The 26167-nt window shown below is 62.0% G+C and carries 26 protein-coding genes; 10 read left to right on the plus strand and 16 right to left on the minus strand.

Going from position 1 to position 26167, the window contains the following annotated elements:
- The first annotated feature begins 123 nt into the window (after positions 1 to 123).
- Together K290_RS0120490 and K290_RS0120495 are read left to right on the plus strand one after the other, a co-directional pair.
- Positions 124 to 900, plus strand: coding sequence for an SDR family oxidoreductase (locus tag K290_RS0120490; RefSeq protein WP_028753607.1), 777 nt, complete (start codon positions 124 to 126; stop codon positions 898 to 900).
- A 159-nt stretch (positions 901 to 1059) separates the two neighbouring features.
- Positions 1060 to 2646 carry an aldehyde dehydrogenase (NADP(+)) gene (locus K290_RS0120495; RefSeq protein WP_028753608.1) on the plus strand — a complete coding sequence of 529 codons (1587 nt, stop codon included), beginning with the start codon at positions 1060 to 1062 and terminating at the stop codon, positions 2644 to 2646.
- Positions 2647 to 2725: 79 nt separating this feature from the next.
- Here K290_RS0120495 and K290_RS0120500 read toward each other — a convergent pair whose 3' ends face one another.
- The 4 genes from K290_RS0120500 to K290_RS34640 form a co-directional block, all read right to left on the minus strand.
- Entirely contained in the window at positions 2726 to 3631 is a 906-nt protein-coding gene (locus K290_RS0120500) for an AraC family transcriptional regulator (RefSeq protein WP_028753609.1), read from the minus strand.
- Between the two features lie 216 nt (positions 3632 to 3847).
- Entirely contained in the window at positions 3848 to 5092 is a 1245-nt protein-coding gene (locus tag K290_RS0120505; RefSeq protein ID WP_051264150.1) for an adenylate/guanylate cyclase domain-containing protein, read from the minus strand.
- A gap of 97 nt (positions 5093 to 5189) precedes the next feature.
- Positions 5190 to 6806 carry an MDR family MFS transporter gene (locus K290_RS0120510; RefSeq protein ID WP_028753611.1) on the minus strand — a complete coding sequence of 539 codons (1617 nt, stop codon included), beginning with the start codon at positions 6804 to 6806 and terminating at the stop codon, positions 5190 to 5192.
- A gap of 110 nt (positions 6807 to 6916) precedes the next feature.
- On the minus strand, positions 6917 to 8089 hold the full coding sequence (locus tag K290_RS34640; RefSeq protein WP_037135875.1) for an HlyD family secretion protein: 1173 nt from the start codon (positions 8087 to 8089) through the stop codon (positions 6917 to 6919).
- 137 nt (positions 8090 to 8226) lie between these two features.
- Here K290_RS34640 and K290_RS0120520 point away from each other — a divergent pair, with 137 nt between their 5' ends.
- Together K290_RS0120520 and K290_RS0120525 are read left to right on the plus strand one after the other, a co-directional pair.
- Positions 8227 to 9129: a LysR family transcriptional regulator gene (locus tag K290_RS0120520; RefSeq protein ID WP_028753612.1), complete on the plus strand. Its 903-nt coding sequence runs from the start codon at positions 8227 to 8229 to the stop codon at positions 9127 to 9129.
- 114 nt (positions 9130 to 9243) lie between these two features.
- Positions 9244 to 10227, plus strand: coding sequence for a substrate-binding domain-containing protein (locus K290_RS0120525; RefSeq protein WP_028753613.1), 984 nt, complete (start codon positions 9244 to 9246; stop codon positions 10225 to 10227).
- A 70-nt stretch (positions 10228 to 10297) separates the two neighbouring features.
- On the opposite strand, the gene K290_RS0120530 is transcribed toward K290_RS0120525, so the two are convergent.
- The 5 genes from K290_RS0120530 to K290_RS0120550 are packed head-to-tail and all read right to left on the minus strand — an operon-like array spanning position 10298 to position 15341.
- Positions 10298 to 11563 (minus strand): ABC transporter substrate-binding protein, encoded by a 1266-nt coding sequence (locus tag K290_RS0120530; protein WP_028753614.1) that lies wholly within the window; start codon positions 11561 to 11563, stop codon positions 10298 to 10300.
- Between the two features lie 32 nt (positions 11564 to 11595).
- The gene (locus K290_RS0120535; protein ID WP_028753615.1) at positions 11596 to 12432 is read right to left on the minus strand and encodes a carbohydrate ABC transporter permease; all 837 of its coding nucleotides are present in this window, start codon (positions 12430 to 12432) and stop codon (positions 11596 to 11598) included.
- Positions 12429 to 13352: a carbohydrate ABC transporter permease gene (locus K290_RS0120540; RefSeq protein WP_028753616.1), complete on the minus strand. Its 924-nt coding sequence runs from the start codon at positions 13350 to 13352 to the stop codon at positions 12429 to 12431. Before K290_RS0120540 ends, K290_RS0120535 begins: the two co-directional genes overlap by 4 nt.
- Positions 13345 to 14508 (minus strand): ABC transporter ATP-binding protein, encoded by a 1164-nt coding sequence (locus tag K290_RS0120545; RefSeq protein ID WP_028753617.1) that lies wholly within the window; start codon positions 14506 to 14508, stop codon positions 13345 to 13347. The genes K290_RS0120540 and K290_RS0120545 overlap by 8 nt, the downstream gene beginning before the upstream one ends.
- Positions 14505 to 15341 carry a metallophosphoesterase family protein gene (locus K290_RS0120550; protein ID WP_028753618.1) on the minus strand — a complete coding sequence of 279 codons (837 nt, stop codon included), beginning with the start codon at positions 15339 to 15341 and terminating at the stop codon, positions 14505 to 14507. The genes K290_RS0120545 and K290_RS0120550 overlap by 4 nt, the downstream gene beginning before the upstream one ends.
- A 236-nt stretch (positions 15342 to 15577) precedes the next feature.
- On the opposite strand from K290_RS0120550, the gene K290_RS0120555 reads away from it, so the two are divergent.
- A complete protein-coding gene (locus tag K290_RS0120555) occupies positions 15578 to 15787 on the plus strand; it encodes a SlyX family protein (protein WP_028753619.1) in 210 nt (69 codons plus the stop codon).
- 16 nt (positions 15788 to 15803) lie between these two features.
- Here the strand turns inward: K290_RS0120555 and K290_RS0120560 are convergent, their stop codons facing one another.
- Positions 15804 to 16586, minus strand: coding sequence for an SDR family oxidoreductase (locus K290_RS0120560; protein ID WP_028753620.1), 783 nt, complete (start codon positions 16584 to 16586; stop codon positions 15804 to 15806).
- Between the two features lie 201 nt (positions 16587 to 16787).
- Here K290_RS0120560 and msrA point away from each other — a divergent pair, with 201 nt between their 5' ends.
- The gene (msrA, locus tag K290_RS0120565) at positions 16788 to 17540 is read left to right on the plus strand and encodes a peptide-methionine (S)-S-oxide reductase MsrA (RefSeq protein ID WP_028753621.1); all 753 of its coding nucleotides are present in this window, start codon (positions 16788 to 16790) and stop codon (positions 17538 to 17540) included.
- Here the strand turns inward: msrA and K290_RS34645 are convergent.
- Positions 17492 to 17959 carry an NUDIX domain-containing protein gene (locus tag K290_RS34645; RefSeq protein WP_065091583.1) on the minus strand — a complete coding sequence of 156 codons (468 nt, stop codon included), beginning with the start codon at positions 17957 to 17959 and terminating at the stop codon, positions 17492 to 17494. The genes msrA and K290_RS34645 overlap by 49 nt on opposite strands.
- A gap of 153 nt (positions 17960 to 18112) precedes the next feature.
- Here K290_RS34645 and K290_RS0120575 point away from each other — a divergent pair, with 153 nt between their 5' ends.
- From K290_RS0120575 to K290_RS0120590, 4 genes are all read left to right on the plus strand, one after another.
- Positions 18113 to 19036, plus strand: coding sequence for a bestrophin family protein (locus tag K290_RS0120575; protein WP_028753622.1), 924 nt, complete (start codon positions 18113 to 18115; stop codon positions 19034 to 19036).
- Between the two features lie 63 nt (positions 19037 to 19099).
- Positions 19100 to 19639, plus strand: a complete 540-nt coding sequence (locus K290_RS0120580; protein ID WP_028753623.1) for a sigma-70 family RNA polymerase sigma factor — start codon at positions 19100 to 19102, stop codon at positions 19637 to 19639.
- The gene (locus K290_RS0120585; protein WP_028753624.1) at positions 19626 to 20393 is read left to right on the plus strand and encodes an anti-sigma factor family protein; all 768 of its coding nucleotides are present in this window, start codon (positions 19626 to 19628) and stop codon (positions 20391 to 20393) included. Before K290_RS0120580 ends, K290_RS0120585 begins: the two co-directional genes overlap by 14 nt.
- Positions 20394 to 20416: 23 nt before the next feature.
- Positions 20417 to 21133, plus strand: a complete 717-nt coding sequence (locus K290_RS0120590; RefSeq protein ID WP_028753625.1) for a Bax inhibitor-1/YccA family protein — start codon at positions 20417 to 20419, stop codon at positions 21131 to 21133.
- Between the two features lie 93 nt (positions 21134 to 21226).
- On the opposite strand, the gene K290_RS34650 is transcribed toward K290_RS0120590, so the two are convergent.
- The 5 genes from K290_RS34650 to K290_RS0120615 all read right to left on the minus strand — a co-directional run bounded on the left by K290_RS34650 (position 21227) and on the right by K290_RS0120615 (position 26166).
- Positions 21227 to 22558: an NAD(P)/FAD-dependent oxidoreductase gene (locus K290_RS34650; protein WP_051264155.1), complete on the minus strand. Its 1332-nt coding sequence runs from the start codon at positions 22556 to 22558 to the stop codon at positions 21227 to 21229.
- A gap of 173 nt (positions 22559 to 22731) precedes the next feature.
- Positions 22732 to 23718: a branched-chain amino acid ABC transporter permease gene (locus K290_RS0120600; protein WP_028753626.1), complete on the minus strand. Its 987-nt coding sequence runs from the start codon at positions 23716 to 23718 to the stop codon at positions 22732 to 22734.
- On the minus strand, positions 23715 to 24623 hold the full coding sequence (locus K290_RS0120605) for a branched-chain amino acid ABC transporter permease (protein ID WP_028753627.1): 909 nt from the start codon (positions 24621 to 24623) through the stop codon (positions 23715 to 23717). Before K290_RS0120605 ends, K290_RS0120600 begins: the two co-directional genes overlap by 4 nt.
- Positions 24620 to 25369: an ABC transporter ATP-binding protein gene (locus tag K290_RS0120610; protein WP_028753628.1), complete on the minus strand. Its 750-nt coding sequence runs from the start codon at positions 25367 to 25369 to the stop codon at positions 24620 to 24622. Before K290_RS0120610 ends, K290_RS0120605 begins: the two co-directional genes overlap by 4 nt.
- A complete protein-coding gene (locus K290_RS0120615) occupies positions 25366 to 26166 on the minus strand; it encodes an ABC transporter ATP-binding protein (RefSeq protein WP_028753629.1) in 801 nt (266 codons plus the stop codon). The genes K290_RS0120610 and K290_RS0120615 overlap by 4 nt, the downstream gene beginning before the upstream one ends.
- Between the last annotated feature and the right edge of the window lies 1 nt (position 26167).

Below are 26167 nucleotides of genomic sequence, written 5' to 3' on the forward strand. Positions count from 1 at the left end.
CCAGGAAAAGTGCGTAGCGGTTTTCCGTCCGGAATTGCGTGAAAACAAAGAGATAGAGCAGTTCAGCAATTCCGTGAAGCGCTGAGCTGCTCTAGCGGCTTCCAGTTCAAGAAAGGAACCCTCATGAGCAACCGTCTTTCGGGCAAGCGCATCCTGATCACCGGCGCAGCGCAGGGTATCGGTCTGGCGATCGCCAAGGCCTGTGCCGCGGAGGGCGCAAGCCTGTTTCTTATCGACATGGACGGCGCATTGTTGACGCGCGAGGCAGAAGCGTTGAAGGCGGCGGGTGCCGCGCTCGGCTATGCGGCGGCTGACATAACCGACGCCGCAAGGATCCAGGCTATGGTGGCGCAGGCGGGCAGGGAGATTGGTCAGCTCAATGCGCTGATCAACAATGCCGGCGTGAATGTTTTTTCCGAGCCGCTGGCGACGAGCGATGAGGAGTGGCAGCGCTGTTTCGACATCAATCTCAAGGGGGCCTGGAATTGCTGCAAGGCAGTGCTGCCCGGCATCATTGCCGGGGGTGGCGGCGCGATCCTCAACATTGCCTCCACGCATGCCTTCACCATTATCCCGCACACTTTTCCCTATCCGCTTGCCAAGCATGCCCTGCTCGGCATGACAAAATCGCTGGGGCTCGAATATGCGGCTAGGGGTGTCAGGGTAAACGCGCTGGCGCCGGGCTATGTCGCGACACAGAAGGTAATCGACTATTGGAACAGCTTTGCCGACCCTGAAGTTGCCAAGGCGGAGACGCTGCGGCTGCATCCGGGTGGACGGATCGCGACGCCGGAGGAGATCGCGCTTGCCGCCGTCTTCATGATTTCCGACGAATGCCCCTTCATGAATGCCACCTGCCTGACCGTCGATGGTGGCTTGAGCGTGCAGCAGCATCCTTGATTTCGCGGCGCCGGGGTGCATAAGGTCGCAGCCGCTTTATCTGCCCGGATAAGGCTTGATATTTAGATGACGGTTATCATCTTACATCTGTCATTTCATCTTGCTATCTGCTTCTGAGGGGCGCAACTCCCGGCGCTCTGGCATCATCAAGGAATACCCATGACACAGTCTTTTGTGATTAGCGGCGATCTGCTGATCGGCGCGGATTCGACCGGCGACAACAAATCCGTGCGCGCCATCAACCCGGCGACGGGCGCGAACCTGGAGCCAGCCTTCGCAATCGCCAGCGAGGCGGAGGTCGCCCGCGCTTGCGAGTTGGCCGGCAAGGCGTTCGACATCTATCGCGCTACCAGCCCAGAGGCTCGCGCGACGTTCCTGGAGACGATTGCGACCAATATCCTAGAGATCGGCGACGCGCTGATCGAGCGTGCGACCGAAGAAACCGGTCTGCCGGTGGCCCGCCTTCAGGGCGAGCGCGCCCGTACGGTCGGTCAGCTTCGGCTGTTCGCGCAGGTGGTTCGTTCGGGCGAATGGCTCGACCTGCGGGTCGATCCGGCATTGCCGGAGCGCAAGCCGCTGCCGCGTCCGGACCTGCGCCTGCGCCAGATCCCGCTTGGCCCTGTCGCCGTCTTCGGCGCCAGCAACTTCCCGCTCGCCTTCTCGGTTGCCGGTGGTGATACCGCTTCGGCGCTGGCGGCCGGTTGCCCGGTCGTGGTCAAGGGCCATCTTGCCCATCCGGGTACCGGTGAACTGGTCGGCCGCGCCATCCGCGCCGCCGTCGTTGCCTGCGGCCTGCCGGAAGGCACCTTCTCGCTCCTGACCGGCGCCAATGAGACCGGTGCCGCTCTGGTGCGCAATCCGCATATCAAGGCGGTTGGCTTTACCGGCTCGCGCGCTGGCGGTGTGGCGCTAGGCGCAATCGCCGCGGCCCGGCCGGAGCCTATCCCGGTTTATGCCGAGATGAGCAGCGTCAACCCTGTCTTCCTGTTCCCGGCAGCGCTTGCGGCTCGCGCGGAAGCGATCGGCACGGGCTTCATCGACTCCCTGACGCTCGGCGCCGGCCAGTTCTGCACCAATCCGGGCCTGATTTTTGCGATCGATAGCCCCGATCTCGACCGTTTCGTCCAGGCTGCCAGCAATGCCCTGACCGGCCGCGCGCCGGCACCGATGCTGACGCCGGGCATTCACGCAGCCTTCGATAAGGGCGTTGCCGCGCTCGCAGAGCATGAGGCGGTCAAGACCGTCGCGCACGGTGCACCGGCCGAAGGCGTCAATCGCAGCCCCGGCATTTTCTTCGAGACGGATGTCGAGCCTTTCTTGGCCGATGAGCGCCTGGGCCACGAAGTTTTCGGTGCGGCAAGCCTTCTGGTGCGCTGCAAGGACATCGAGCAGATGATAGCCGTTGCCGAAAAGCTTGAAGGTCAGCTCACCGCCACGCTGCAGATCGAAGCGGGCGACTATCCCACTGCCGCCAAGCTGCTGCCGGTGTTGGAGCGCAAAGTCGGCCGCATCCTCGCCAATGGCTGGCCGACCGGCGTCGAGGTCAGCCATGCCATGGTGCATGGCGGCCCGTTCCCGGCGACATCGGATAGCCGCACGACCTCGGTCGGGACGCTCGCCATCCGCCGCTTCCTACGTCCGGTCTCCTACCAGGACTTGCCGGCAGGGCTGCTGCCGGTCGAGCTTCGCGACGACGGCGTCAAGTCGCTCCCGCATCTGCTGGATGGCGTGCGCGGCGGCTACTGAGGAGGTTCGGCGGGGTGATGGTGCGGCGCCTTTGCGCCGCGCTCTCATCCGCCATCCTGAACCCATCTACGGGCGGGCGTCAAACAACCGTGATCGGTGCCATGTCGAAAGCGGCTGATATCTGCGATTCCCGCCATCGGCCCGGCGTGAGGCCAACGGTATGGGAAAAGACGCGGGTCAGGTGGCTTTGATCCGAAAAACCGCACATCAGCGCGATTTCGGCTAGGGGCATTCCCGCCCGCATCAGTTCCTTGGCGCGATCGACGCGGCGTTGCATCACCCAGCGATGCGGCGGGACGCCGGTGCTGCGCGCGAAGGCGCGGGCAAAATGGCTGATGGAGAGGCCGCAGTCGCTGGCAAGCTGCGCCAAAGACACATCCTGATCCAATCGGGCATTGATCGTGTCGCGGGCGCGGCGCAACTGCCAGGGCGTGAGGCCGCCGATCACGGCGGATCGCGCCATCTGCATGCGCCCATAGCGCTGGGCAATATGGGCGTTGAAAGCCTTGCCGACGTGATCGATGAACAACGCGCTCGTCCGGTCGGGCTGTTTCAGAGCCGGGATCAGACAGGAAAACAGATTTTCAATGACGGTGTCGCCGGTGGCGATGCCAGGCGCGAGCGGAAGTTCGACGATGCGCTCGGTGCCAAGCGTGTCGGCGATCTGGTCGAAGGTCCGACGTGACAGATAGACATTGATCGTTTCGTCGCGGCGCAAATGGCCTGATGGGTCGAGGATCAGGCTGGCAAGCCCAATCGTACCTTGCGGGAAGGGAATGATGGGAACGAAATAGTTGCCGAGCTTTATCCGGTCCAGTGCCGGCTCCTGACGCTGCAGGCCCAACACGAAACCGGCTTCACCGGCACGGCCCGCAGCCGTCGCGGGATAGTCCAGGGTAATTCCGTTTTTGCACAGGATGGCGTCCAGCGCAGACGCTGGCGTGCTCAGCCTGAAATAGTCTTCGGACCCCGCACCATGATGCATCGTTGCTACGCCCCAGCCTCACAACAGCCGGCCCCTTCTCAGACCGATGCAGGTCACGATTACCAATTTTTAGAACACTATCCTAGATAGTATTGCGCGAAAGCGGCAAATTGAGTCCAAATGTGATATAAATGTGCCATTGCTAATATTGCATCCGCGTCAGCGTCTCACCGCTTGAATTGATGGAAATATCCTCGCTCTGATGCAGCATAAGTTTCAAGGAGCGGACGGCGCAAACAGCTCGATCTTTTCGTCAAATCCCTTTAGGGATCGGCTGCCGATCGAGATGCTCGGTTGATGGCTGAGCTTCTTTGCAAAGTGCTGTGACATCAGCAGCGCCCTGCCGCTATCGCTGCATACGCCCTGTATCCGGCTGACGAGATTGACGTCCGGGCCGATGACAGTGAAATCCAGGCGGCGGCCGGAGCCGATATTGCCGTAGCTGACCTCGCCGTAATGCAGCGCGATGCTGGCCTGCAGGCGAGCATCGGGGAAATGCAGTATTTCGAGGCGCTCGAGGATGACTTTGGCGGCAGCGAGCGCGGCATCGCTTGAGCGGGTTGCGTCATAGCCGGGGAAAACCGCGAGGACGGCATCGCCCATGAATTTCAGGACTTCGCCGCCTTCGCGAGCGATTGCCGGCACGACGACGTCAAAATAGACGTTCAGCAACTCCAGCACGCGCTCGCCCGGCAGGCGATTGGAAAGCTCGGTGAAGCCGCGCAGGTCGCAGAGCATGAGTGCTGCCTCCATGGTCTCGATCTCGCCCTTGCGGATATGACCGGCGAGGATGCGCTGCGCTGTCATCGGACCGATGTAGATGTCGAGCAGGCTGAGCTCGACCTGGCGAAGCGTCCGCAGTTCGCAGGCATTGCGCAGCGACGGCATGATGCGCTCGATCACTTGCCGTTCCGGGGGTGTGAAGCCGCCGGGACGTTTGGTGCCGAAGGAGGCCGCACTGACGGGACCGTCGGCGTTGCACAGCGGCACGATCATCACCTCCACCAGATCACGGCCGGCAAACGTGTCGAGCTGTTGCCATTGATCGCTATCATCATCCCGGCCGGCGATGACGATATCGCGCGTGTTCATGGCCTTCCATAACGCGCTGTGAAGAAATGTCTGGGTGATGGCCCCGTGCTCGCGGTCGCGGATTTGTACAGGTTCGTTCGGCGACCAGGCGACGGAGCGTCCGAGGATTTCCGGATGCAGGGTCATGAGATGCAGGCTCAGCCGGTCGACCGGAAGGCCGAGGCTTCTCAGACGGCGGCCAAGGCCGAAGGTCAGGCCGGCCTCATCCAGCGCGTGGGCCTCGTCGCCCGAAAGCCATTCGATGAGAGTGAGAATGGCGGCCGGGCTGATGGCGCCCCGCTCGGAGACGGGTTGTTCGATGTCGAGAAGATCGGACAATGAAGAGGCAACCTGGGAAGCTGCTGCCTGGCGAGTCTTGACGGTGGTCATGATCGTATCTCCTGGGGCGAGGGAGGGAGCGGCGCTCAGTCTTTTGTTTTTTCGCAATTCCGGACGGAAAACCGCTGCGCACTTTTCCTGGAATTGCTCAGTGAGCGCCGCCGCCTTCGATATGGCCGGGTTTCTTCAGCAACAGGCTGGCGATGAGCGCGGCGACCAGCGCGATGCCGAGCAGGTAGAAAGTGTCGCTATAGGCCATGATATTGGCCTGTTGCCGCAGGCGGAGCGCGATGGCGACGATGGCCTTGTGCTGGGCGGTCGCAATGTCCGAGACGCCGTGATTCATGAAATAGATGGTCAGTTTCGCAATCCGGACGCGGGTAGCTTCGTCGAAGACCGTGACCGAGTCCGTCAGGATGTTCGAATGGAACTGTTCACGCTTCTGGGCGAAAGTCTGCAGCATGGCGATGCCGACAGCGCCGCCGAGATTGCGCATCATGTTGAAGAGCGACGAGGCGGAACCGGCATTTTCCTTTTCGATGCCTGAGGTGGCGATGGCCGACAGCGGCGTGAAGACGAGGGCCTGGCCGATGGCGCGGACGATGTTCGGCCAGAACAGTTGGTCGCTGGCATAGTCCGCCGTCATATAGATATTCATGAAGTTCGAGGCGGCGAAGAGGGCGAAGCCGACGACGATCATGATGCGCAGGTCGAGACGCTTCATCAGGCGGGGAACCAGCGGGATCAACAGGAGCTGCGGGATGCCGGTCCAGGCGAGCACCATGCCGATCTGCTCCGAATTATAGCCCTGAATGCGGGTCAGATAGATCGGCAGGATGAAAACCGAACCATAGAGCGCGATGCCAAGCAGGAAGTTGGCGAGGATGCCGAAGCCGAAGTTGCGGCGCACCAGCAGGCGCAGGTTCAGGAGCGGGTGGGCGGCGCGCAGCTCGATGATGAGAAAAAGGCTCAGCGAGACGGCGGCGATGACAGACAGGCGAACGATGAAGGGCGAGCCGAACCAATCGTCCTTGTTGCCTTCTTCCAATACGGTCTGCAGCGCGGCGAGGCCGATCGCCATGGTGATGATGCCGGGCCAGTCGCCCTTTGCGAGCAGACCGAGATTCATCGACGCGCGGTCGAGCGAAGCCCAGAGCATACCGACCATGATCGCGCCGGGAACGAGGTTGACGTAGAAGATATATTCCCAGCCCCAATTCTCGGTGAGATAGCCGCCGATGGTTGGGCCGATGGCCGGCGCGAAGGTGGCCGACAGCGCGAAGAGGGCAAGGCCGATCGGCTGCTTGGCCTTCGGCAACAGCGTGATGATGATGGTAAAAGCCATCGGGATCAGCACGCCGCCGGAGAAGCCCTGAATGGCGCGCAGAATGATCATCTGCTGCAGATTGGCGGCAAAGGCGCAGGCAACCGAGAAGACGAGGAACAGGATGGCGTTGACGAGGAGATAGGTGCGGACCGAGAACACCCGGGCGAGCCAGCCGGTCAGCGGAATGACGACGATCTCGGCGATCAGGTAGGAGGTCGAAATCCAGCCGCCGTCATCCGTGCCGGCGCCGATCGCGCCCTGGATGTCTGCCAGCGACGCATTGACGATCTGGATGTTCAGGACGGCCATGAAGGCGCCGAGCGTGGAGCCGATGACGGCGGTCCACATCTTCAGCGGGCTCATGGTGGCCGCGCCGCCGGCAGCGGGCGCGGGTTTTGCGGAGGAATTGCTGTTTGCGGCGATCTGAAGCGTAGCCATGACGTTTCTCCTCTGGCTCTCTGGAAGAGACAGTCTCACGGGGTGGTCCGAGTGATAATCGAGGAAGGAAGGGAAGGATCATCCAGTCTGGCTGGATAATCCCTCACGCATCAATGCTGGCCTTCAACAGCGGCCTTGGTGTCGATCTCGGGTTCGACCGACATGCCGGAGCGAAGCAAACCGGCAAGGCTTGCATCGTCGAGCGTGATCTTGACAGGGATGCGCTGGACGATCTTGGTGAAGTTGCCGGTGGCGTTGTCCGGGGGCAGCAGCGAGAATTCCAGCCCGCTTGCGGGTGACACGCTATTGACGTGGCCCTTGATGGCGGCATCCGGGAAGCTGTCGACCTTGATTTCGACCGGCTGGCCGGGGCGGACATTGGTCAACTGCGTTTCCTTGAAGTTGGCGACGACATAGACTGCGTTCAGCGGAACGACGGCCATCAACTGCGTGCCCGCGGTGACGAACTGCCCGACGCGCAGCGTGCGGGCGCCGACGGTGCCGTCTACGGGAGCCACGATTTCGGTATAGGAAAGGTTCAATTCGGCCTGATGGGCGGCGGCAGCGCTGCGATCGCGCTGGGCAACGGCCTGGTCATGCTGGGTCTGAAGGACCGCGATCTTCTTCTGTTCGGCGACGAGAGCGGCCTGATCGCGTTGAAGATTGGCTGCGGCCTGGTCGCGTGCAGACTGGCTCTGCTCGGCGCGCTGCGTCGTGCCGGCGCCATTGCGGATCAGGTTCTGCGAGCGCTGCGAATCGGCTTCGGCAAAGGTCAGCGAGGCCTGCGAGGCAACGATGGTGGCCTTGGCCTGGTCGATGACGGATTGCTGCAGAGCGATCTGCGCGTCGAGATTGGTAATGGCGGCCTCGGAGGCTTTGACATCAGCCTGGGCCTGGGTAAGGGCTGAACGATAGTCGCGGTCGTCGATGCGGGCGAGCACCTGACCGGCCTTGACATGGTCGTTGTCGTTTACCAGCACCTCGGCGATGTAGCCGGAAATCTTCGGAGCAATCGTGGTGTAGTCGGCCTTCACATAGGCATCGTCTGTTGATTCGATGAAGCGGCCGGTCGTCCAGTAATGATAGCCGTAGTCGCCGGCGAAGGCGGCGCCGGCCAGCAATGCGGTGGCGACGATCATACGCTTGGCGATTTTGCCGCCCGACTTGGCTTTCCGAGTTTCGGCGGCAGGGGTGCCAGTAGCCGGAGCTTCGGCGACGGCGGGGGTTTTCACATCTGCTTCCAGGAGAGTCTGGAACTGTTCCTTGCGCGGCAACTCGACCATTGTCTTTCTCCATGCTTTCGACCTCGGTGCGGAGGCCGGTGTTTCGTTGCCTGGAGAATGCTCCCTGACGCGTCGCGTGATAATGTGCTTAAATCGGGAAGGATCATCAACTCAGAGCGGATAATCGAGGGATCAATATGGACAGGCTGACGAGCCTCCAGGTGTTCGGGCGCGTGGTGGAGTGCGGCGGGTTTTCGGCAGCCGCCAGGCGTCTCAACATGTCCGTCACCATGGTCGGCAACCATATACAATCATTGGAGGATCGGCTCGGCGTGCGACTGCTGAACCGCACCACGCGCAAGGTCAGTCTCACCGAAACCGGCAAGCTTTATTACGAGCGGTCGAGCCAGATTCTCGCCGATCTGGAGGAGGCCGACAGCGCTGCCGGCGCTGCGACGTCGACGCCGCGCGGCACGCTGAAACTCTATACCAGCACGCATATCACCCGCTTCCTGTCGCCCGTCATCAGCGAATATCTGAGCCTCTACCCCTCCGTGACAATCGACTTGAGCATCGGCGAAAGGATGATCGACCTGATCGAGGAAGGCTACGACCTTGCCATCCGCACGACCATGCCGCCAGATTCCAGCCTGGTGGCGCGACGACTAACGCCCTGGCGGCATGTGCTGGTCTGCTCGCCGGACTATCTCCGGACACATTCGGCCGTGACCGAGCCAGCCGATCTCGAAAGCCACAATTGCCTGCGCTATTCCTATTATCCCTATGGCGACGACTGGCGTTTTTTCACCGAGAGTGAGGAACAGGTCGATGTGAAGGTCGGCGGCAATATCGTGACGACCAGTGCCGAGACCCTGCGTTATATGGCGCAGAACGGGCAGGGTGTATTCCTGGCGCCCAGCTTTCTCATCATGGACGATCTGGCTTCCGGCGCGTTGGTGCGGCTGCTGCCGGACTATAAGCCGGCGGAGTTTTCGATCAATGCCATCTATCCCAACCGTACCTATCTGCCGACGAAAACACGGATCTTCATCGATCTCGTTGCAGAGCGCTTCATCGAGCATCGAAAATGGATGAGTTGAGGCGACAAGAATCCTTCAAATAACTGTCATGGACCTCGGATAAATAGCCGGCCACTCCTGTGGCTCAATATATTTTCGCTGCTGCCGGACCTGAAGCCGGAGGTGCGTGAGATCATGTCGACGCTCCAGCAAGTCGCTTTTCGTGCCGGCTGCTCGGTTGCGACGGCCAGCCGGGTGCTGAATCGCAACGGCCCCGTCAGCGACGAGATGGTGCGCCGCGTGCGCCGCGCCGCGGCCGAGATCGGCTATCGGGCAGGCAGCCGCAGCGGTAACGGCCGGCCGGCGATCGGCGTGCTTATTCCCAGCATCACCAATCCCGTCTTTGCGGCATCGCTTTCCAGCATCCAGAACAGGGCGCTGCATGCCGGGCATAGTGTACTGATCGCCCAATCGAATTATGATCCGGCGCAAGAGGCGGATGCGGTTGCCTCGCTCCTCCAGCAGCAGCCCACCGGGCTGATCCTCACGCTTTGCGATCCCGAACGCAGTTTTGCCTTGTCATCCGCGCTGCCGCCGACCGTGCTGCTCGGTAATCCGCCGACGCCCCGCTTCACCGCCGCCGTCGCGACCGATAATTTCGGTGCGGGACGGGATCTGACTGAACATCTCCTGCACAAGGGGCATCGCCGCATTCTGTTCATATCAGGCCATTTTTCGGCATCGGATCGGGCGAAACTGCGTTATCTCGGCTATGTCAGGGCGATGGAAGCGGCGCGGCAGCAGCCTTTCGATGCTCTGGAAATTTCCTTTGTGAACAGCCTGGAACAGCTCGATCTTTCCGATGCGGTGTCGCGGTTTGGCCCGACGGCGATCATCGCCTCCAATGATCTGCTGGCGCTCGGTGTCATGGGGGCTCTTCGGCGTCAGGGTCTTTCGATCCCGCGCGACATGTCGGTCGCCGGCTTCGACGGGATATCTCTCGGCTTTCTAGGGGAGGTTTCCCTGACGACGGTCGAAATTCCGGACGCGACGATGGGAGCGGCTGCCGCCTCGCTGCTGCTCGATATGGCGGAAAACGCCGCACCGCCGCGACATCTGACGGTGCCCTATCGGCTGCGCTCGGGTGGAACAGTGCGCAATCTCACCATTCCGTCTTGATGCATTGCTGGAAATGAAAACGCCGCCTCTCCGAAGAGAAGCGGCGCGGCTTTTGCGATCAGATCAAATATCAGCTACGCGGCAGCATGCCTTCGACGTCGGAGGCGGCGTCATCAAGCGCTTCCTTCGGCTTGGCTGAGCCTTCGACGATGCGCGACAGGTTGTCGACGATGGTCTGCGTGACCTTGACGCCGTTGGCGCCCGGGAAGGCATACCAGGGGATCATGACCGACATCTGGCTGAGGCCGGCCTGGAACAGCGGGTTCTTCTTGTAGAAGTCACCGAGATATTCCGGAGACTTGGCGGCGAGTTCGTTGTTCGGAACGTAGCCGGTGCCGGGAACGACGACCGATGCGCCATAGGGGCCGGCAGCGAACTTGGCGAACTTCCAGGCAGCTTCTTCCTTGACCGGGTCATGGGTCAGGATGACGACGGCGTTGCCGCCGGTCGGCAGGCGGCCGTTGACCGGATCGATCAGCGGGATCTTGGCGGTGCGCAGGTCGAACTTGGCGCCGACATTCTTGATGGTGTTGACGAGCGCGCCGGTCGTCTGGAATTCAAAGCCGACCTTGCCGGCAGCGAAGGCCTGTTCGCCGGCAGGCTTGGTGAAGACCGGCATGCCGCCTTCCTTGACGAAGCGCGCGATCAGATCGACGGCCTTCTGGCCTTCCGGACCGTTGAAGGCGACCTTGGTTTCGTCGTCGCTCAGCATCTTGCCGCCGGCGCCGAAGAGGAGGGCGGAGAACATCCAGTCGTCGCCCTGCCAGCGGAAGTCCATGCCGTCGACGCCGTTGCCGAGCGCCTTGATCTTGCCGGCGAGCGCGATGACTTCGTCCCAGGTCTTCGGCGGGTTGTCCGGATTGCCACCGGCAGCCTTCACCAGGTCGGCGTTGTAATACATGATCGGGTTCGACGTTGCGAAGGCGAGGCCGACCTGCTTGCCCTTGACTTGGGCGAGCTTCAGGATCGTGTCCGAGAAGCCCTGGTCGGCCATGTTGCCCTCTTTCTTGACGAGGGGGCCGAGATCGACGGCGACGTTGCGCTCGTCCATCATGCGCAGGCGGTTGAGGCCGATGAAGGTGACATCGGGCATTTCGCTCGTGCCGGCCTGACGCAGGATGGTCTGGATACCTTCCTCATAGGTGGCCGAAGGCGCGGCGAACTGGATCTTGATGTCTGGATTTTCTTCCATGAACTTCTTCGAGATCGTGTCCATCACGTTCTTGAAGAAGCCGGGCATGGGGTAGTGAACCGTCAGGGTCGTTTCGGCGTAGGCCGGGACCGACACGACCATCGACATGGCCGCGGCGGCGAGAATCTGGGTGATATGCTTCATCGCTCGTTCTCCGTTTTCGAATTTCGAACCAGTCAGCCTTTGAGACCGGTCATGGTGATGCCCTCGACGAAACGCTTCTGCGCGAGAAGGAATGCCGCGACGAGGGGAAGGGTGATGATCAGGGTTGCCGCCATGAGCGCGCCGTAGTCGTCGCCGGCCTCGGCGGCGCGGAAATACATGAGGCCGAGCGGCGGGGTGGCGTATTCCTGTTTGCTGATGACGATCAGCGGCCAGTAGAGGTCGTTCCAGTGCGCGACGACCGAGAAGATCGCGAAGGCCGTGACCGCGGGCCAGGCATTCGGCACGATGACACGGGCAACGATGCCGAGTTCCGACATGCCGTCGAGGCGGGCGGCGTGAATCAGATCGTCAGGCATGGCGCGGAAGAACTGCAGGAACATGAAGATCGCGAAGACCGAGATCGAGAAGGGCGCGACCAGAGCGGTGTAGCTGTTCAGCAGCGACAGGCTGTTGAAGCCGACATAGAGCGGCAGTGCGGTCGCATGGATCGGGATCAGCAGGCCGAGCATGACCAGCACCATCATGGTGCGCGCCGCCGGAAATTTCAGCTTCGCCATGGCGTAGGCGCAGGGAATGGCGATCAGCACCTGGAAGAAGAAGATCAGGCCGCAGACGAGGACGCCGTTGAGCAGCAGCGTGCCCATCGGCACCTTGCGCAGCGCATGCGTGATGTTCTCGATGTAGAAGAAATGCGTCGGGATGAGCTTCAGGGCGGAGGTGAAAATATCGTCCTGCGCCTTGCCGGCGGTCGAGATCATGAAAATGTAAGGCGCCAGGAAGATCAGCGAACCGAAGATCAGAACCGAGAGGCGCAGGATGCGGCCGGGGGTGAAGCCTGTGGACGTCATGTGTAATGCACCTGCCGGTCTTGGACGCGATATTGCAGGAAGGTCAGCACCACGAGGATGGCGAGAAAGACAGTCGTCATCGCGGAGGCGTAACCGACCCGGAGATAGACGAAGCCTTCCTGGTAGATGGTGAAGAGCAGCACTTCCGAGGCATGGTTCGGGCCGCCATCGGTCAGCGTCTTGACGGTATCGAAGACCTTGACGGCGTTGATGATGCTGATCGTCGTGACGAAGAGCGTCGTCGGTCCGAGCATCGGCCAAGTTACGAGCCAGAAGCGGTCCCACGCCGCTTTTGCGCCGTCGACTTCGGCCGCTGCATAGAGTTCGCGCGGGATGGCGGTAAGGCCGGCGAGAAACAGCACCATGTTGAAGCCGACCGATTGCCAGACGCCGATGATCGACAGGCTGTAGAGCGCGGTCGCAGAAGAGCCGAGCCAGTTCGGGCCGCGCAGTCCGATCTCTGCCAAAAGCGCGTTGATCGGGCCGATGGTCGGGTGAAAGAGATATTGCCAGACGGTTGCCATCGCGACGATCAGCGAGGCGACGGGCAGGAAGTAGGCCGTGCGGAAGAAGCTGCGGCCGATGCCTTCGCTCTCGATCAGCAGCGCGACCCCGAGGCCGAGCACGATCGAGACGGGCGCGACGATGGCCGTATAGACCGTCGTATTCCAGAGCGATTTCATGAAGGCGCGATCTTTCAGCAGATGCGCATAGTTTTCGAAGGCGACGAAACGCAGGCTCTTATCGCCGAGCTGGAAATCCGTGAAGCCGAGGAAGGCGACGGCGATGATCGGCACCAGGATGAAGAGCACGATCAGGATGATGGCGGGCAGGGCGAACAGCAATGCCGTGCGGGCTTCGCTGCGTTCGCGCGCCGCTGCCGACTGTATCGGCAGAGAGGTGACGGCAACGCTAGCCATGCGCCTTCTCCCGGGCCGCGTCGACGGTCATGGGTCTCGCGCGCAGGCGGCGGCCATCTTCGGCGAATACCAGGGCCTGTTCAGCCGTCAATGTCAGCGCAACGGGCATGCCGGCGGAAAGACCGGCGACTTCGGACGGTACGAGCTTGACGACCATGGTCTCGCCGATGGCGTCGAGCTTGGCATAAAGGATGACTTCGGAGCCGAGGAACTCCATGCGCTCGATATGGGCTGCGAGCGCATCCTGGCGGCCCTGGGTGAGCCGTACGAATTCCGGGCGGATGCCGAGCGTCACGTTGTTGCCAGCAATGCTGCCGTCTTCCAGCGCGAGCCGGATGCCGCCGAAGGCGACGATGCCGTTTTCAGCCCGCGCCGGCAAAAGGTTGATGCGCGGCTGGCCGACGAAGCGGGCGACTTCCACATGGGCCGGATCGTCATAGATCGCCTGGGGAGAGGCGAGCTGCAGCAATTGTCCGCCGATCATGACGGCGACGCGATCGGCCATCGACAGCGCTTCGGCCTGATCGTGCGTGACATAGACGGTGGGAACGCCGGCGCGGCGATGCAGATCGACGATCTCGCCGCGGGCATGGACGCGCAGGTTGGCGTCGAGATTGGAAAGCGGCTCGTCCATGAGGAAGACGGCGGGACGGCGCACCATGGCGCGGGCGAGCGCCACGCGCTGACGTTGGCCGCCGGACATCTGGCCGGGCTTGCGGTCGAGCAGGTGATCGATCTTCAACGATGTCGCCATTTCGCGGACATCGCGAATAATGCCGGCGCGGGTTGCACGCTGGCCGGGGATCAGCGAACCGATAAAGGGCAGCCGCTGGATGCGCGACAGGCGGCGCATGGCGAGCGGCACGGCGATGTTCTCCGAGGCCGTCAGGTGCGGATAGAGCGCGTAGGACTGGAAGACCATGGCGATGTTGCGGTCCGCCGCGGCAACACCGGAGACGTCGCCGCCGGCAAGGATGATCTCGCCGGTATCGGCATGGTCGAGACCGGCGAGAATGCGCAGCAGCGTGCTCTTGCCGCAGCCGGAGGGGCCGACGAGGGCGATGAATTCGCCGGGCTGGACATCGAGATCGACGCCCTTGAGGATGGCGTTGCCGCCGAAGGATTTGGCGATGCCGCGAAGCGAAAGCGCACTCATTCGGTCGGCTCCTTCTGTGCCTTGGGTGCTGCCTGCGGATAGACTTCCAGGACGACGTCATCGAGGAAGTAGGCCGTCATGCCGGGCACGGCGACGAGTTCGGTCGACACACTCTCGCCAAGCTCGTGGATCGCGGCGCCGATCAGCCGTTCGCCGGGCATTTCGCGTTCCATCTTGTCGAGGATGAAGGCGCCGGGCGGTGCCCAGACCAGGTTCGTGTCGTCGAAACGGCCTTCCCAGGTCCAATGCAGGTGGCCGCTGCCGAACAGGGCGACATCATGGGCCGAGATCAGATCGTAGAGCCGGCGGCGCTGCGCCGGGCGCACGCTCCAGTAGCCGGTATCGCCCTCACCCGGCGCATCGACAAAGAGCGGCTTATGCGCGAAGAGGGCAATGCGGCGGTCGCCACGGCTTTCGAGCTTCTCTTGCAGCCAGTCGAACTGCTTCTGCTCCTCGGCGTCCTCAAAGCCCATCAACAGGCTGTTGAGGCCGATCAGCCGCCAGTTGTCGACGTCCTTCGCCCAATAATCCGGGCCGACGAGGCGACGCCAGCGCGCCAGCCGCTCGGGATTGACGGGCTGATAGGAGCCGGGCAGGTGGCCGACATCGTGATTGCCGGGCACGATGAGCATCGGCAGCGACACCTGCCGCATCATCTCCATGGAAAAGATCAGATCTTCATCCTTATCGGCGCCGTCGACACTGAGGTCGCCGGTGTGAATGACAAGATCGGCGCCAGTCGCCTCGATCCATGTCGCCAGCGGCTCCCAATTGCCGTTGAAATGCGGCTTGTTGGGACTCAAATGCGTGTCGGTGATCTGGATGATCTTCAAGGCGCGTCTCCGAGGTCTTCAGAAAGGGCGCGCCTGCAAAGGGATTGCCTTCGAACTGGCGCGTCTCTGCGCTCTCTTTAGAAGGCCCTGATGTCAGTTAGGTAACGGGTCTTTTCATCTGTTTTTCAGTTTTGTCACATCAACGTCAAATGGCGCCGGCGCCCGTCATATGCCTGATTGAGTCACTATACGTCTGCTTTCGGGGTGCTATAGATCGCAGCCGAAGGGAAACAGACATGTCAGACGAACAAAGCCGTATCACCGCACTCGAAGAATTGCTGGCCTATCAGGCAAAGACGATCGAGGAACTGTCCGATCAGATGGCTGAGCAGTGGAAAGTGATCGAGCAGACGCGCCAGAAGCTTGACCGGCTGACCGAGCGCTTCCTGACGCTGGAAGAACAGAGCCTGGACGCACCGGCCATCACCAAGCCGCCGCATTATTGAGCGGTGCCCTTGCCAGCTATGTCAACAGGCCCTGGCCGCCGTCGATAAAGATCGACGTACCAGTGATGTGACGCGAGCGTTCGGAGGCAAGGAACAATACGCTTTCGGCTATGTCGTCGGCACTGCCGGGCTGGCCATTATTCAGGGGAACGCTGCCTTTCGGCCAAACGATGGAAACGGCAGCTTCTTGCTGATTGCGCTTGACCGTGCTTTCCGAAATGTGGGTAACGACTCCGCCGGGACAGACGGCATTGACCCGGATGCGGTATTTGGCGAGCTCCAGCGCAAGATGCTGAACAACGGCGATCTGCGCGGCCTTGGTGGCGCTATAGGCGGTCGCGCCCGCATTGGTGAAGGTGCGTGTGCCGTTGATCGACGAGACGACCACGATGGAACCGGCCCCTTGCGTCTTCAGATGCGGCACGGCGTAATGCAGCGTCAGATAAGTGCCGCGTAGATTCACGGCGATCGTCCGGTCCCATTCCGCAGGCTGCAGATCGTCGATCGGCGCCCAGACGCCGTTGATGCCGGCATTGGCAAGCACGATATCGAGCCGACCGAAATGAGCGATCAGCGTATCAAGGGCGGTTTTCATGGCCGCTTCGTCCGCGACATCTGCCATAAGGCCCAGAGCTTTGCCGCCGGCTGCGATAAGGGCGGTGACGGTATCGTCGACATCATTCCTGCTGTGGCCGAGGACGCCGATGGAAGCGCCTTCCGAGGCGAGGCGAAAGGCGGACGCCCGGCCGATGCCCGACGTTGCGCCGGTGATCAGCGCGACTTTTCCCGATAGCTCCATGCCGTTCTCCTAGGCTGTTGCCGACAGCTAACTTGCGATCCTCATGATCGTTCCCGAGTTCCAATCCGTTCGGTTGCAATTCAGGCTGTGGCGCATCATCACGTTTCGGTGTTTCACGCGCCTGTGCGTAACAAAATGGCCTTTCCTACCGTATCCCCTGACGACGATAGATTTTATAATCTCTGCCGAAAGGAGATCATCATGAACGGTGCATCGATAGATACGATCCGCAGGCGCTTGCCGCGTGTTGCCCGTCCGGTGGCCTTTGCAGCCGGTGCGGCATTGCTTGCCGGAGTTGCCTTCCAATTCATCGGCAGCGCCTCTGCCGAAGACGCTCGCGTCATTCCTGCGCCAGCCGTGGATGAAAAGCCGGGTTCCGGCGGTAGCGAGACTGCCGTTCTCGCTGGCGGTTGCTTCTGGGGCGTGCAGGGTGTGTTCCAGCACGTCAACGGCGTTGTCAGCGCGACGTCGGGTTATGCCGGCGGCAACAAGGACGCGGCTCACTATGAGATGGTGAGCACCGGCGACACCGGTCACGCCGAATCCGTGCGCATCGTCTTCGACCCGCACAAGATCAGCTATGGGCATCTGCTGCAAATCTACTTCTCCGTCGCCCATGACCCGACGGAGCTCAACTACCAGGGGCCGGATAGCGGTACGCAGTATCGCTCGGCAATCTTCCCGACCAATGCCGAACAGGCCAACGTCGCCAAGGCCTATATCGACCAGCTCAATCACGCCAAGGTTTTCGATGCAACCGTTGTCACCAAGATCGAGCCGGCAAGGCAGTTCTATGCGGCCGAGGACTATCATCAGGATTTCCTGACGACGCACCCCAACTATCCCTACATCGTCATCAACGATCTGCCCAAGATCAAAAACCTGCAGCGCATTTTCCCGAAAGACTATCGCGCCGATCCGGTTTTGGTTGAGGCGAATGCGTCGGGGAAATGACTTTGGTCCATGCCGGCGGAAAGCTGCTGCCGGTGAGCGGGCAGGATCTGGTGTTCCGTGAGGGATGCCAAAGGGATATCGCCGAGATTAGCCGGAGATATCCACCTTATTTCTTCGATCTCGGCGGCGGGCTGAATGACGTCGTCGCCGATATCGAGGCGGAAAACCTCGGCAATCACTCGATGATCCGGCTCGTTGGCGGCCTCGGCTTCGAAGCGGCCGAACGGACTTAACTGCGTCGCTGTAAAGCGGAGACCGATTTCCTCATTCAGCTCGCGGATCAGTGCGGCCGCGGCGGTTTCACCGGCTTCGATCTTGCCGCCGGGTTGCATGAAGGCCGATGTTCCCCGCTTGCGGACCAGTAAGGTGTCGCCGTTGTCCCGCAGGATCAAGGCGGCTGCAATGCGGATGCTCTTCATCAAGTCGTCCTCTGTCGTTTCCGAGTCCCTGCCGATATATCCAACAATGCCGGCTGGTGACAGTTGCTATCCAAGTGCGGAAGAGTGGATTGTTTCCTGCTTGTCTGATGTATTGCTCGGCAGACCAAACCTTAGCCGAGAGTTCTTGCCACAATGATCGTCCGAGATAGGCCGAATCTTTTTCAGCTTTTTTTCATCGTCCGCGGGTCGGTCATTCGCCGAATATTGCCGCAGATCGTCGTGATTTTCCTGCTGTCGGCGCTGATTGTCTGGGGGCATGAAGAACGGCCGAATGTGTTCCTCTCCTTCAATGGATCGCCCTTTGCCCTGCTCGGCATCGCGCTTTCGATCTTTCTCGGCTTTCGCAACAATGCTTGCTACGATCGCTGGTGGGAGGGCCGGCGCGTTTGGGGTCAGCTCGTTTATGTCGGCCGCAGTCTTGCACGGCAGACGCTTATTCTGGAATCGGCAGGAGAGAATAATCGCCAGGTGCGCGGGAATCTGTTGCGGCTGACGATGGCTTTCACCCAGGCGCTGGTCTGCCATTTGCGACCGGGCGGCAACGAGAACAAAGTGTTGAGCCACCTCTCGCCCAGTGAAGCCGATTTCTATCATATTGCTCAAAATCGGCCGGATCTGTTGTTGCGCCTCATGTCGGCGGATCTTGCGCGGCTCAAGGCCGCGGGTGACATTTCGGACATAGAATATCAGATGCTCGATGCCAGCATCGGTCAGATGGGCGCGGTGCAGGCGGCTTGCGAGCGCATCCGCAACACGCCGCTGCCCTTCGGCTATACGCTGCTCTTGCACCGCACGGCCTATCTCTTTTGCTTCCTGCTGCCCTTCGGTTTCGTCGACACGCTCGGCTGGGGCTCACCCTTCGTGGCGGCCTTGGTTGCCTACACCTTCTTCGGTCTGGATGCGCTCGGCGATGAGCTTGAAGATCCTTTCAGCAATCGCCCGAATGCACTGGCGATCGGAGCACTGGCCGATACGATCGAAATCAACCTTCGCGAAGCGCTCGGCGAAGCCGATCTTCCCCCGATGCCGCAACCGAAGGATTTCGTGCTGATGTAGCCGTTCAGAAAAATATTTGCCGGTCGATGGAATAGGATCGGCTCGGCTTCCGTATATTGGGGTATGGAACGCAAAGGACGGACATTCGATGTTTTGGGGCAGCTCGGTTCGCTGAGACGCTATGCCCGTTCGCTCGTCCGCAACGCGGACGAGGCGGAAGACCTGGTGCATGATGCGCTGGTCAAGGCCTATGAGCGAAAATCCTCTTTCCGGCGCGGTGCGAACCTGCGTACCTGGCTGCTCTCGATCCTGCACAATGCCCATATCGACAGGCTACGCCAGAAGCGCTCGCTCAATCGCCGCCATGAAGAGGCTGCCGCCGAATTCGATCAGGCCCTGCCGGCCTCGCAGGATCATGCCGTGCGCCTGAAACAGGTGCGCAACGCCTTCTTCAACCTGCCGGAAGAACAGCGCGAAGCGCTGCACCTCGTGGCGATCGAGGATCTTTCCTACCAAGAGGCAGCGTCTGCGCTCGGCATCCCCGTCGGTACGCTGATGTCGCGCATTGCCCGCGCCCGCACCAGCCTGAGAAACTTCGAGAATACATCACCTGCGGTTTCGCATCTTCGGCTCATCGAAGGAGGCGGCAATGAAAACAATTGATCCCGTCATCGACGCCGATCTCGATGCCTATGTCGATGGTGAGCTGACGGTCGCGCGCCGCGTCGAGGTGGAATCCTACCTGTCGGAGCATCCCGCGATTGCCGCCAAGGTCATGGCCGATATGAGCATCCGCGGCGAGCTGCGCATGGCGCTGGCCGGCGAAGGGCTGGCGGCGAAAGCGGAAACCCGCGAAGCCGCGCGGCGGCTGGAGCGCGGGCTGGCTTATGGCCGGGTGCTGAGCTCGTTCCAGCGGGTTGCCGCCGTCGCGATGCTGATGGCGGCCGGCTGGGTCGCGCACACATCCTTCGGCGCCTTCAGCGCAAGCGAAGTCAACGCATCCGTTCCGGCGCCCGCTTTCGTCGAGGATGCGGTGCGGGCCTATCAGGCGACGGCCTTGCGCGGCGCAATGACGTCGCAGCCGCATGCCGGCTACAATCCAGACGAAATCCGCGCATCGACGGCGATCGTCTTGCCGGAATTGCCGCAAGGCTGGCGCGTCACCGATGCGCAGATCTATCCGTCCGATTTTGGCCCGAGCGTTGAAATGACGATCAATGCCGGGCAAGGCAGTCAATTGTCGCTGTTTGCCGTCCGTCCGGGCAATTTCGGTGTCCAGAAGGTCAGCCATGTCAAGCGTGACGATGTCCAGGCCGCCTATTGGCAGATCGGCGAGGTTGCTTACGCGCTGATCGGCGGCGGCAAGGCGGCCGAACTCGACGGCGAGGCCGAAAAGCTCGCCCGCAGTCTGTACTAGTTTTGAATCAAAGGAGAACGACCATGAACCCGACCAATCCGCGATACGGCTATGGAGCCGCCGCCGGCTCGCAGGCGCTCTTCGACGAAGGTCTGCGCAAGCATATGCTGCGCGTCTACAATTACATGGGCATCGGCCTTGTCGTGACCGGTATCGTCGCGCTGATCGTCGGCACGACGCCGGCGCTCTATGTGCCGATCTTCCAGACGCCGCTGAAGTGGGTCGTCATGCTGGCGCCGCTCGCCTTCGTGCTGTTCTTCTCGTTCCGCATCCAATCGATGTCGGGAAGTACGGCGCAGACGATGTTCTGGGCCTTCTGCGCCGTCATGGGCCTGTCGCTCGCTTCGATCTTCCTGGTGTTCACCGGCACCAGCATTGCGCGGACCTTCTTCATTGCCGCAACGATGTTCGGTGCGACCAGCCTTTACGGCTACACGACCAAACGTGATCTTTCCAATATCGGCTCGTTCCTGATGATGGGTCTGATCGGCGTGATCATCGCCGGTGTCGTCAATATTTTCCTGGGTTCGAGCGCGCTGCAGTTCGCGATCTCGGTAATCGGCATCGTCGTCTTCGTCGGTCTGACCGCCTGGGATACGCAGAACATCAAGGAACAGTATGCCGAAAACTACGATCAGGAGTCGTCGCAGAAGCTGGCCGTCTTCGGTGCGCTGTCGCTCTACCTGAACTTCGTCAACATCTTCCAGCTTCTCCTGAACTTCACGGGCGAGCGGGAGTAACACGGACAAAAGATTGCGTCCTGGGGGTTTAAAGGGACGCATGACGCGCCTGCGGTATCTGCGCCGATACCGCAGGCGCAACTTTTTTGGAGGTCAGGAAGCGGCGCGCTCGTCCAGCCGGTCACGCAGCATGCTCCATGGGAGCAGCATGTTCGGCGCGTGCTTGAGCAGCCCGTGAAACGGGATCGGTGCCGCCGGCGCAAAGGGGATCGGCAGATCGCGCGGGTCGGAGCCGGCAGCCCAATCGGCGAGTACTCGGCCCATGGCCGTCGTCATCGCTATGCCACGGCCATTGCAGGCAAAGCCGGCAATGAGGTCCGGGCCGAGATCCACCAGATGCGGCAGGAAATCCGGTTCCACGGCGGCGATGCCCGACCAACTATAGGCGAGCGGCGGAATGTCTCTCATATTCAGATGACGGGCGAGGCGACGGTGGATGGCGCGGGGTACCCGTTCATCCGCGCCGGGGCCGACGACATGCATGCCTCCCGTGATCAGCCGGTTTTCGGCATCGAAGCGGAAGGTGACGAGATTGCGCCGCGTATCGGACACGCATTGGCCGCCTGGCAACAGGCGCTTACGGACAGATTTCGGCAGCGGTTCTGTGGCGATCTGGAAGACTTTGAGCGGGAAATAGGTGCGCGCGAGTATCGGATCGAGATGGCCGCCATAGGCGTTTGTGGCGATCAGGACTTTGCCGGCCCGGACGTTTCCGCTTGAGGTCACGAGCACCCAGCCATCGGCCGCCGCCCGTTCGATCGCGCGAACTGGTGAATGTTCAAAGATGCGGGCGCCTGCCGCTTCGGCTGCGATCGCGAGGCCTCGGGCGTAGCCGACCGGGTTCAGCACCCCGCCGGACTTGTCCATCCAGCCGCCGAAATAGTCATCCGCGCCAGTCATATCCCCGACTGCCTGCCGATCGAGGATCACGGCCGGACGTCCGCGGCCTGCCCATTGTCCGGCACGAGATTTGACCTTCTCGAAGGCGGCGGGCGAATGGGCAGGCTGGATCCAGCCGCTCTGTTGTGCGTCGCAATCGATGCGGTGGCGCCGGATCAGATCGAAGACCAGATCGCCGCTGCCGGCGGCCATCTCGATCAGACGCTCGCCACGTTCGCGGCCGAGATGGGCAATGATGTTGTCTGGGTCCATCTTGGCGAAATTCGGCACCACGAAACCGGCATTGCGGCCACTTGCCCCCCAGGCGATGATTTCGGCTTCCAGAACGACGACTGAAAGGCCTTTTTCTGCGGCATGCAATGCGGTCGACAGGCCGGAGAAGCCGCCGCCGATAATGGCTAGGTCGGCGTCGAGTTCGTTTTCCAGCGGCGGTCTGTCTTTGCGGTTGCGGCTGGTGGCGTGCCAGAGGGAGCGTGGTTGTTTCGGATGGTCAGGCTTGTCCGCGGGTGAGGAGGCTGAGTGCATGGCCCCTCACCCCAACCCTCTCGCCGCCAGTGCGGGGAGAGGGGGTGCTGCTATTGCGGACGCGGCTATCTTGCTCCGTCGTTCCCTCTCCCCGCATTGCGGGGAGAGGGTTGGGGTGAGGGGCCATGCACAGCGGCGCGGCACAATCACACCCGCCTGACAAAAAACATACCTCATGGCGTTGCACCGCTTTCATCGGCAACGACCTTTTGCTTGCGCTTGCCGAAGCGTGGGCGGCGGGGCATGTCGCCGAGGAGACCGTTCGGCCGGACGAGCAGGATGATGCAGAGCATGACGCCGATGGCGACGATCTGCAGCGAGGCGGCGCGGGCCTGTTGTTCCGGCGTGAAGAGTACGCTTGTCAGCGCGCCGGAGCCGGCCCAGATCGCCCAGACGAGAATGCTGCCGACGACCGCGCCCTTGTTGCTGCCGGAGCCGCCGACGATCAGCATCACCCAGACCTGAAACGTCAGCGTCGGCACGTAATTGTCAGGCGCGATGAAGCCGATGAAATGCGCCTGCACGGCGCCCGCCAGCCCCATGATCGCCCCGCCGACCGCAAAGGCCTGTACGCGGTAGAAACGTGCGCTCTTGCCGAGCGAAATTGCGGCACGTTCATCCTCACGTAGCGCCTTCAGCACGCGTCCCCAGGGACTGCGCGACAGATGTTCCAGGGCGAGGAAGACGATCAGCGTCACGACGGCAACGATGGCGAGATTGGAGAGGTTGAAGAGCAGCGGCGTTTCCGCAAGGGCGGCAAAGGGGCGCGGAATGAAGCCGACGCCGAAGGGGCCGCCGGTCAGGCTCTGCGCATTCAGCGCCACGAGCTGGACGACGACGGCGACACCGAAGGTGGTGATGGCGAGATAGTCGGATTTCAGCCGCAGTGTGGCGATGCCGGTCATGGCGGCGGCGAGGCCGGCGAGGATCATCGCGCCCAGCCAGCCAATAAGGATCGGCATGTCGAAGCCGCCGAAGCGGCCGGCTGTGTCCGGCGTCGTCAGCAGCGCCGAGGTATAGGCGCCGATGGCGACGAAGCCGGCAAGGCCGACATTGAAGAGGCCGGTCAGGCCCCATTGCAGGTTCAGCCCGAGGGTGATCAGCGAAAAGATCAGCGCCGTCGTCAGGAAAAACGCGCCATAGCCGACAAGATCCATCATCGTTCCCTCACTCCGAAGAGGCCGATCGGCCGGACGAACAGCACCGCCATCAGAATGATGAAGGAGACGGCGGCACGCCATTCCGCGCCGATCAACTGTACTGCGCCAGCCTCCGCAAGGCCGATGATCAGCCCACCGAGGACGGCGCCGGGCACGCTGCCGATGCCGCCGAGAATCGCTGCCGCAAACATCGGCAGCAGCATGTCAAAGCCCATCAGCGGCCGGATCTGCACGAGAATGCCGATCATGACACCGGCGACACAGGCGAGCGCCCCGCCGACCAGCCAGGTGACGCGCACGACCCTGGCGACATCGATGCCGACGACGCGGGCAAGGGCCGGATTCTGGCTCAGCGCCTGCATCGAGCGGCCGGTCTGCGTCCGCGTCATCAGGAGATGTACGCCGAGAACCAGGATCGCGGTCACCAGCAGCAAGACGATCTGATCGGGGGTGATGCGGATGCCGAAGCCGACGGGCATGGCGATCTGAATGGCGCGGCTGAAATAGGTTGGCCGTGATGTGAAGAGGAATTCCAGCAGGCTGCGCAGCGCCATCGAGGCGCCGAAACTTGCCATGACCACGATGATCGCCTGGCCCTTGGCGCGCAGCCGCGCGAAGAGAACCATGTCGAGAACGAGGGCCAGCAGGCCGGTCAGACCCATGGCGATGATGACCGCTGCAATCAGCGGCCAACCAAAGGAAAACGGGCCGATCGGGGCTATCTTGCCGAACATGGCGCCGATGGCACTGACGACGGCGAGCGTCGCATAGGTGCCCCAGGCCATGAAGTCGCCATGGGCGAAGTTGGAGAAGCGCAGGATCGAATAGGTGAGCGTGACGCCGATAGCGCCAAGACCGATCATCGAGCCGGTCAGCAGGCCGTCGACGAGGAATTGCAGGTTCATGCCGCGCCTCCCGACTTGGTATGCGATGGGCGCTGGCCGAGATAGAGTTCGGCGACCACGGGGTCGTTCCAGAGTTCGGAGGCGACGCCCTCATGCCGGTCCTTGCCTTCGACGAGGACATAGGCGCGGTCGCCGATCGCCAGCGCCGCCTTGGCGTTCTGCTCGACCAGCAGGATGGTGACGCCCGCTTTGCGGATATCGGTCAGCATCTCGAAAACCATGGACACGAATTTCGGCGATAGGCCCGCCGACGGCTCGTCCAGCACCAGCACCTTCGGATGCACGATCAAAGCGCGGGCGACCGCCAGCATCTGCCGCTGACCGCCCGACAGATTGCCGGCGGCAATGCGGCGGTGGCGGGCGAGATCGGGGAATGTCGCATACATCTCCGCGATGCGATCGGGGATTTCGCGGGGCTTCAGGATGCCGCCGGCCACTTTCAGATTGTCCTCGACCGACATCAGCGGAAAGACATTTTCCGTCTGCGGTACGAAGGCCAGGCCGAGGCGGACCATGCTATGGGCGGGGGCGGCGGTGATGTCATTGCCGTCAAGCAGGACCGTGCCGCCGGAGATCGGCACGAGGCCGGCGATCGCCTTGATGAAGCTCGATTTGCCGGCACCGTTCGGGCCGAGGACGACGACGATCTCGCCTTGATGGACCGTGATCGATGCGCCGCGAACGATCGGCACGCCGGGCTCGTAGCCGGCAACAAGATCGCGGACGAGGAGGACGGCGTCGCTCATGCCGCGCCTCCGAGATAGGCTTCGATGACCCGGGGATCGCGGGCGACTTCATCCGCCGTGCCTTCGCAAAGCAACTGGCCGCTCGCCATGACGAGGACGCGGTGGCAGAGGCGGGTCACCATGTCGATATTGTGCTCGATCAGCAGGAAGGTGATGCCGCGCGCATTGATGTCCCGAATGCGGTCGATGATGACTTCGAGCAGCGTGGCGTTGACGCCGGCCGCCGGCTCGTCGAGCAGGATGATGGCGGGATCGGCCATCATGACGCGGGCAAGCTCCAGGAGTTTGCGCTGACCGCCTGACAGTACGCGGGCGGGTTCATGCGCCAGCCGCGTCAGGTTGACCAGTTCCAGCAGCTCCAGCGCCTTGTCGTGCGAGGCTTTCTCCTCGGCCCTGACGTGCCAGGGTTTCAGGAAGTTTGGCAGCAGTCCTTCGCCGGCCTGGGCCTGCGCCGCCAGCATCACATTGTCGACCAGCGACAGGTTGGGAAAGGGGCGGGGAATCTGAAAGGTGCGGCCGAGGCCGCGGCCGATGCGGCGGTGGGCAGCTTCGCCGGATACGGCTACGCCGTTCAGCACGATCTCGCCGCTGGTCGGGCGAATGCTGCCGGCAAGCAGATCGAACATGGTGGTCTTGCCGGCGCCGTTCGGGCCAATCAGGCCGAGGATTTCACCGCGCCGGACATCGAAGGACACGTCGTTGACCGCCGTAACGCCGCCGAAGCGCCGCATCACGTTTTTTGCCGTCAGAACGGGTGTCCGGGTATCCTCTTCCCGCCGCTCGCTCAGTGCACTCATG

The organism is Rhizobium leucaenae USDA 9039, assembly GCF_000426285.1.
GTDB lineage: Bacteria > Pseudomonadota > Alphaproteobacteria > Rhizobiales > Rhizobiaceae > Rhizobium > Rhizobium leucaenae.

What these genes read in the sequence shown, in the direction of transcription:
- K290_RS0120490 (WP_028753607.1), top strand. Translation starts at nt 124, where the DNA reads ATGAGCAACCGTCTTTCGGGCAAGCGCATCCTGATCACCGGCGCAGCG.
- K290_RS0120495 (WP_028753608.1), top strand. Translation starts at nt 1,060, where the DNA reads ATGACACAGTCTTTTGTGATTAGCGGCGATCTGCTGATCGGCGCGGAT.
- K290_RS0120500 (WP_028753609.1), bottom strand. Translation starts at nt 3,631, where the DNA reads ATGCATCATGGTGCGGGGTCCGAAGACTATTTCAGGCTGAGCACGCCA.
- K290_RS0120505 (WP_051264150.1), bottom strand. Translation starts at nt 5,092, where the DNA reads ATGACCACCGTCAAGACTCGCCAGGCAGCAGCTTCCCAGGTTGCCTCT.
- K290_RS0120510 (WP_028753611.1), bottom strand. Translation starts at nt 6,806, where the DNA reads ATGGCTACGCTTCAGATCGCCGCAAACAGCAATTCCTCCGCAAAACCC.
- K290_RS34640 (WP_037135875.1), bottom strand. Translation starts at nt 8,089, where the DNA reads ATGGTCGAGTTGCCGCGCAAGGAACAGTTCCAGACTCTCCTGGAAGCA.
- K290_RS0120520 (WP_028753612.1), top strand. Translation starts at nt 8,227, where the DNA reads ATGGACAGGCTGACGAGCCTCCAGGTGTTCGGGCGCGTGGTGGAGTGC.
- K290_RS0120525 (WP_028753613.1), top strand. Translation starts at nt 9,244, where the DNA reads ATGTCGACGCTCCAGCAAGTCGCTTTTCGTGCCGGCTGCTCGGTTGCG.
- K290_RS0120530 (WP_028753614.1), bottom strand. Translation starts at nt 11,563, where the DNA reads ATGAAGCATATCACCCAGATTCTCGCCGCCGCGGCCATGTCGATGGTC.
- K290_RS0120535 (WP_028753615.1), bottom strand. Translation starts at nt 12,432, where the DNA reads ATGACGTCCACAGGCTTCACCCCCGGCCGCATCCTGCGCCTCTCGGTT.
- K290_RS0120540 (WP_028753616.1), bottom strand. Translation starts at nt 13,352, where the DNA reads ATGGCTAGCGTTGCCGTCACCTCTCTGCCGATACAGTCGGCAGCGGCG.
- K290_RS0120545 (WP_028753617.1), bottom strand. Translation starts at nt 14,508, where the DNA reads ATGAGTGCGCTTTCGCTTCGCGGCATCGCCAAATCCTTCGGCGGCAAC.
- K290_RS0120555 (WP_028753619.1), top strand. Translation starts at nt 15,578, where the DNA reads ATGTCAGACGAACAAAGCCGTATCACCGCACTCGAAGAATTGCTGGCC.
- K290_RS0120560 (WP_028753620.1), bottom strand. Translation starts at nt 16,586, where the DNA reads ATGGAGCTATCGGGAAAAGTCGCGCTGATCACCGGCGCAACGTCGGGC.
- msrA (WP_028753621.1), top strand. Translation starts at nt 16,788, where the DNA reads ATGAACGGTGCATCGATAGATACGATCCGCAGGCGCTTGCCGCGTGTT.
- K290_RS34645 (WP_065091583.1), bottom strand. Translation starts at nt 17,959, where the DNA reads ATGAAGAGCATCCGCATTGCAGCCGCCTTGATCCTGCGGGACAACGGC.
- K290_RS0120575 (WP_028753622.1), top strand. Translation starts at nt 18,113, where the DNA reads ATGATCGTCCGAGATAGGCCGAATCTTTTTCAGCTTTTTTTCATCGTC.
- K290_RS0120580 (WP_028753623.1), top strand. Translation starts at nt 19,100, where the DNA reads ATGGAACGCAAAGGACGGACATTCGATGTTTTGGGGCAGCTCGGTTCG.
- K290_RS0120585 (WP_028753624.1), top strand. Translation starts at nt 19,626, where the DNA reads ATGAAAACAATTGATCCCGTCATCGACGCCGATCTCGATGCCTATGTC.
- K290_RS0120590 (WP_028753625.1), top strand. Translation starts at nt 20,417, where the DNA reads ATGAACCCGACCAATCCGCGATACGGCTATGGAGCCGCCGCCGGCTCG.
- K290_RS34650 (WP_051264155.1), bottom strand. Translation starts at nt 22,558, where the DNA reads ATGCACTCAGCCTCCTCACCCGCGGACAAGCCTGACCATCCGAAACAA.
- K290_RS0120600 (WP_028753626.1), bottom strand. Translation starts at nt 23,718, where the DNA reads ATGATGGATCTTGTCGGCTATGGCGCGTTTTTCCTGACGACGGCGCTG.
- K290_RS0120605 (WP_028753627.1), bottom strand. Translation starts at nt 24,623, where the DNA reads ATGAACCTGCAATTCCTCGTCGACGGCCTGCTGACCGGCTCGATGATC.
- K290_RS0120610 (WP_028753628.1), bottom strand. Translation starts at nt 25,369, where the DNA reads ATGAGCGACGCCGTCCTCCTCGTCCGCGATCTTGTTGCCGGCTACGAG.
- K290_RS0120615 (WP_028753629.1), bottom strand. Translation starts at nt 26,166, where the DNA reads ATGAGTGCACTGAGCGAGCGGCGGGAAGAGGATACCCGGACACCCGTT.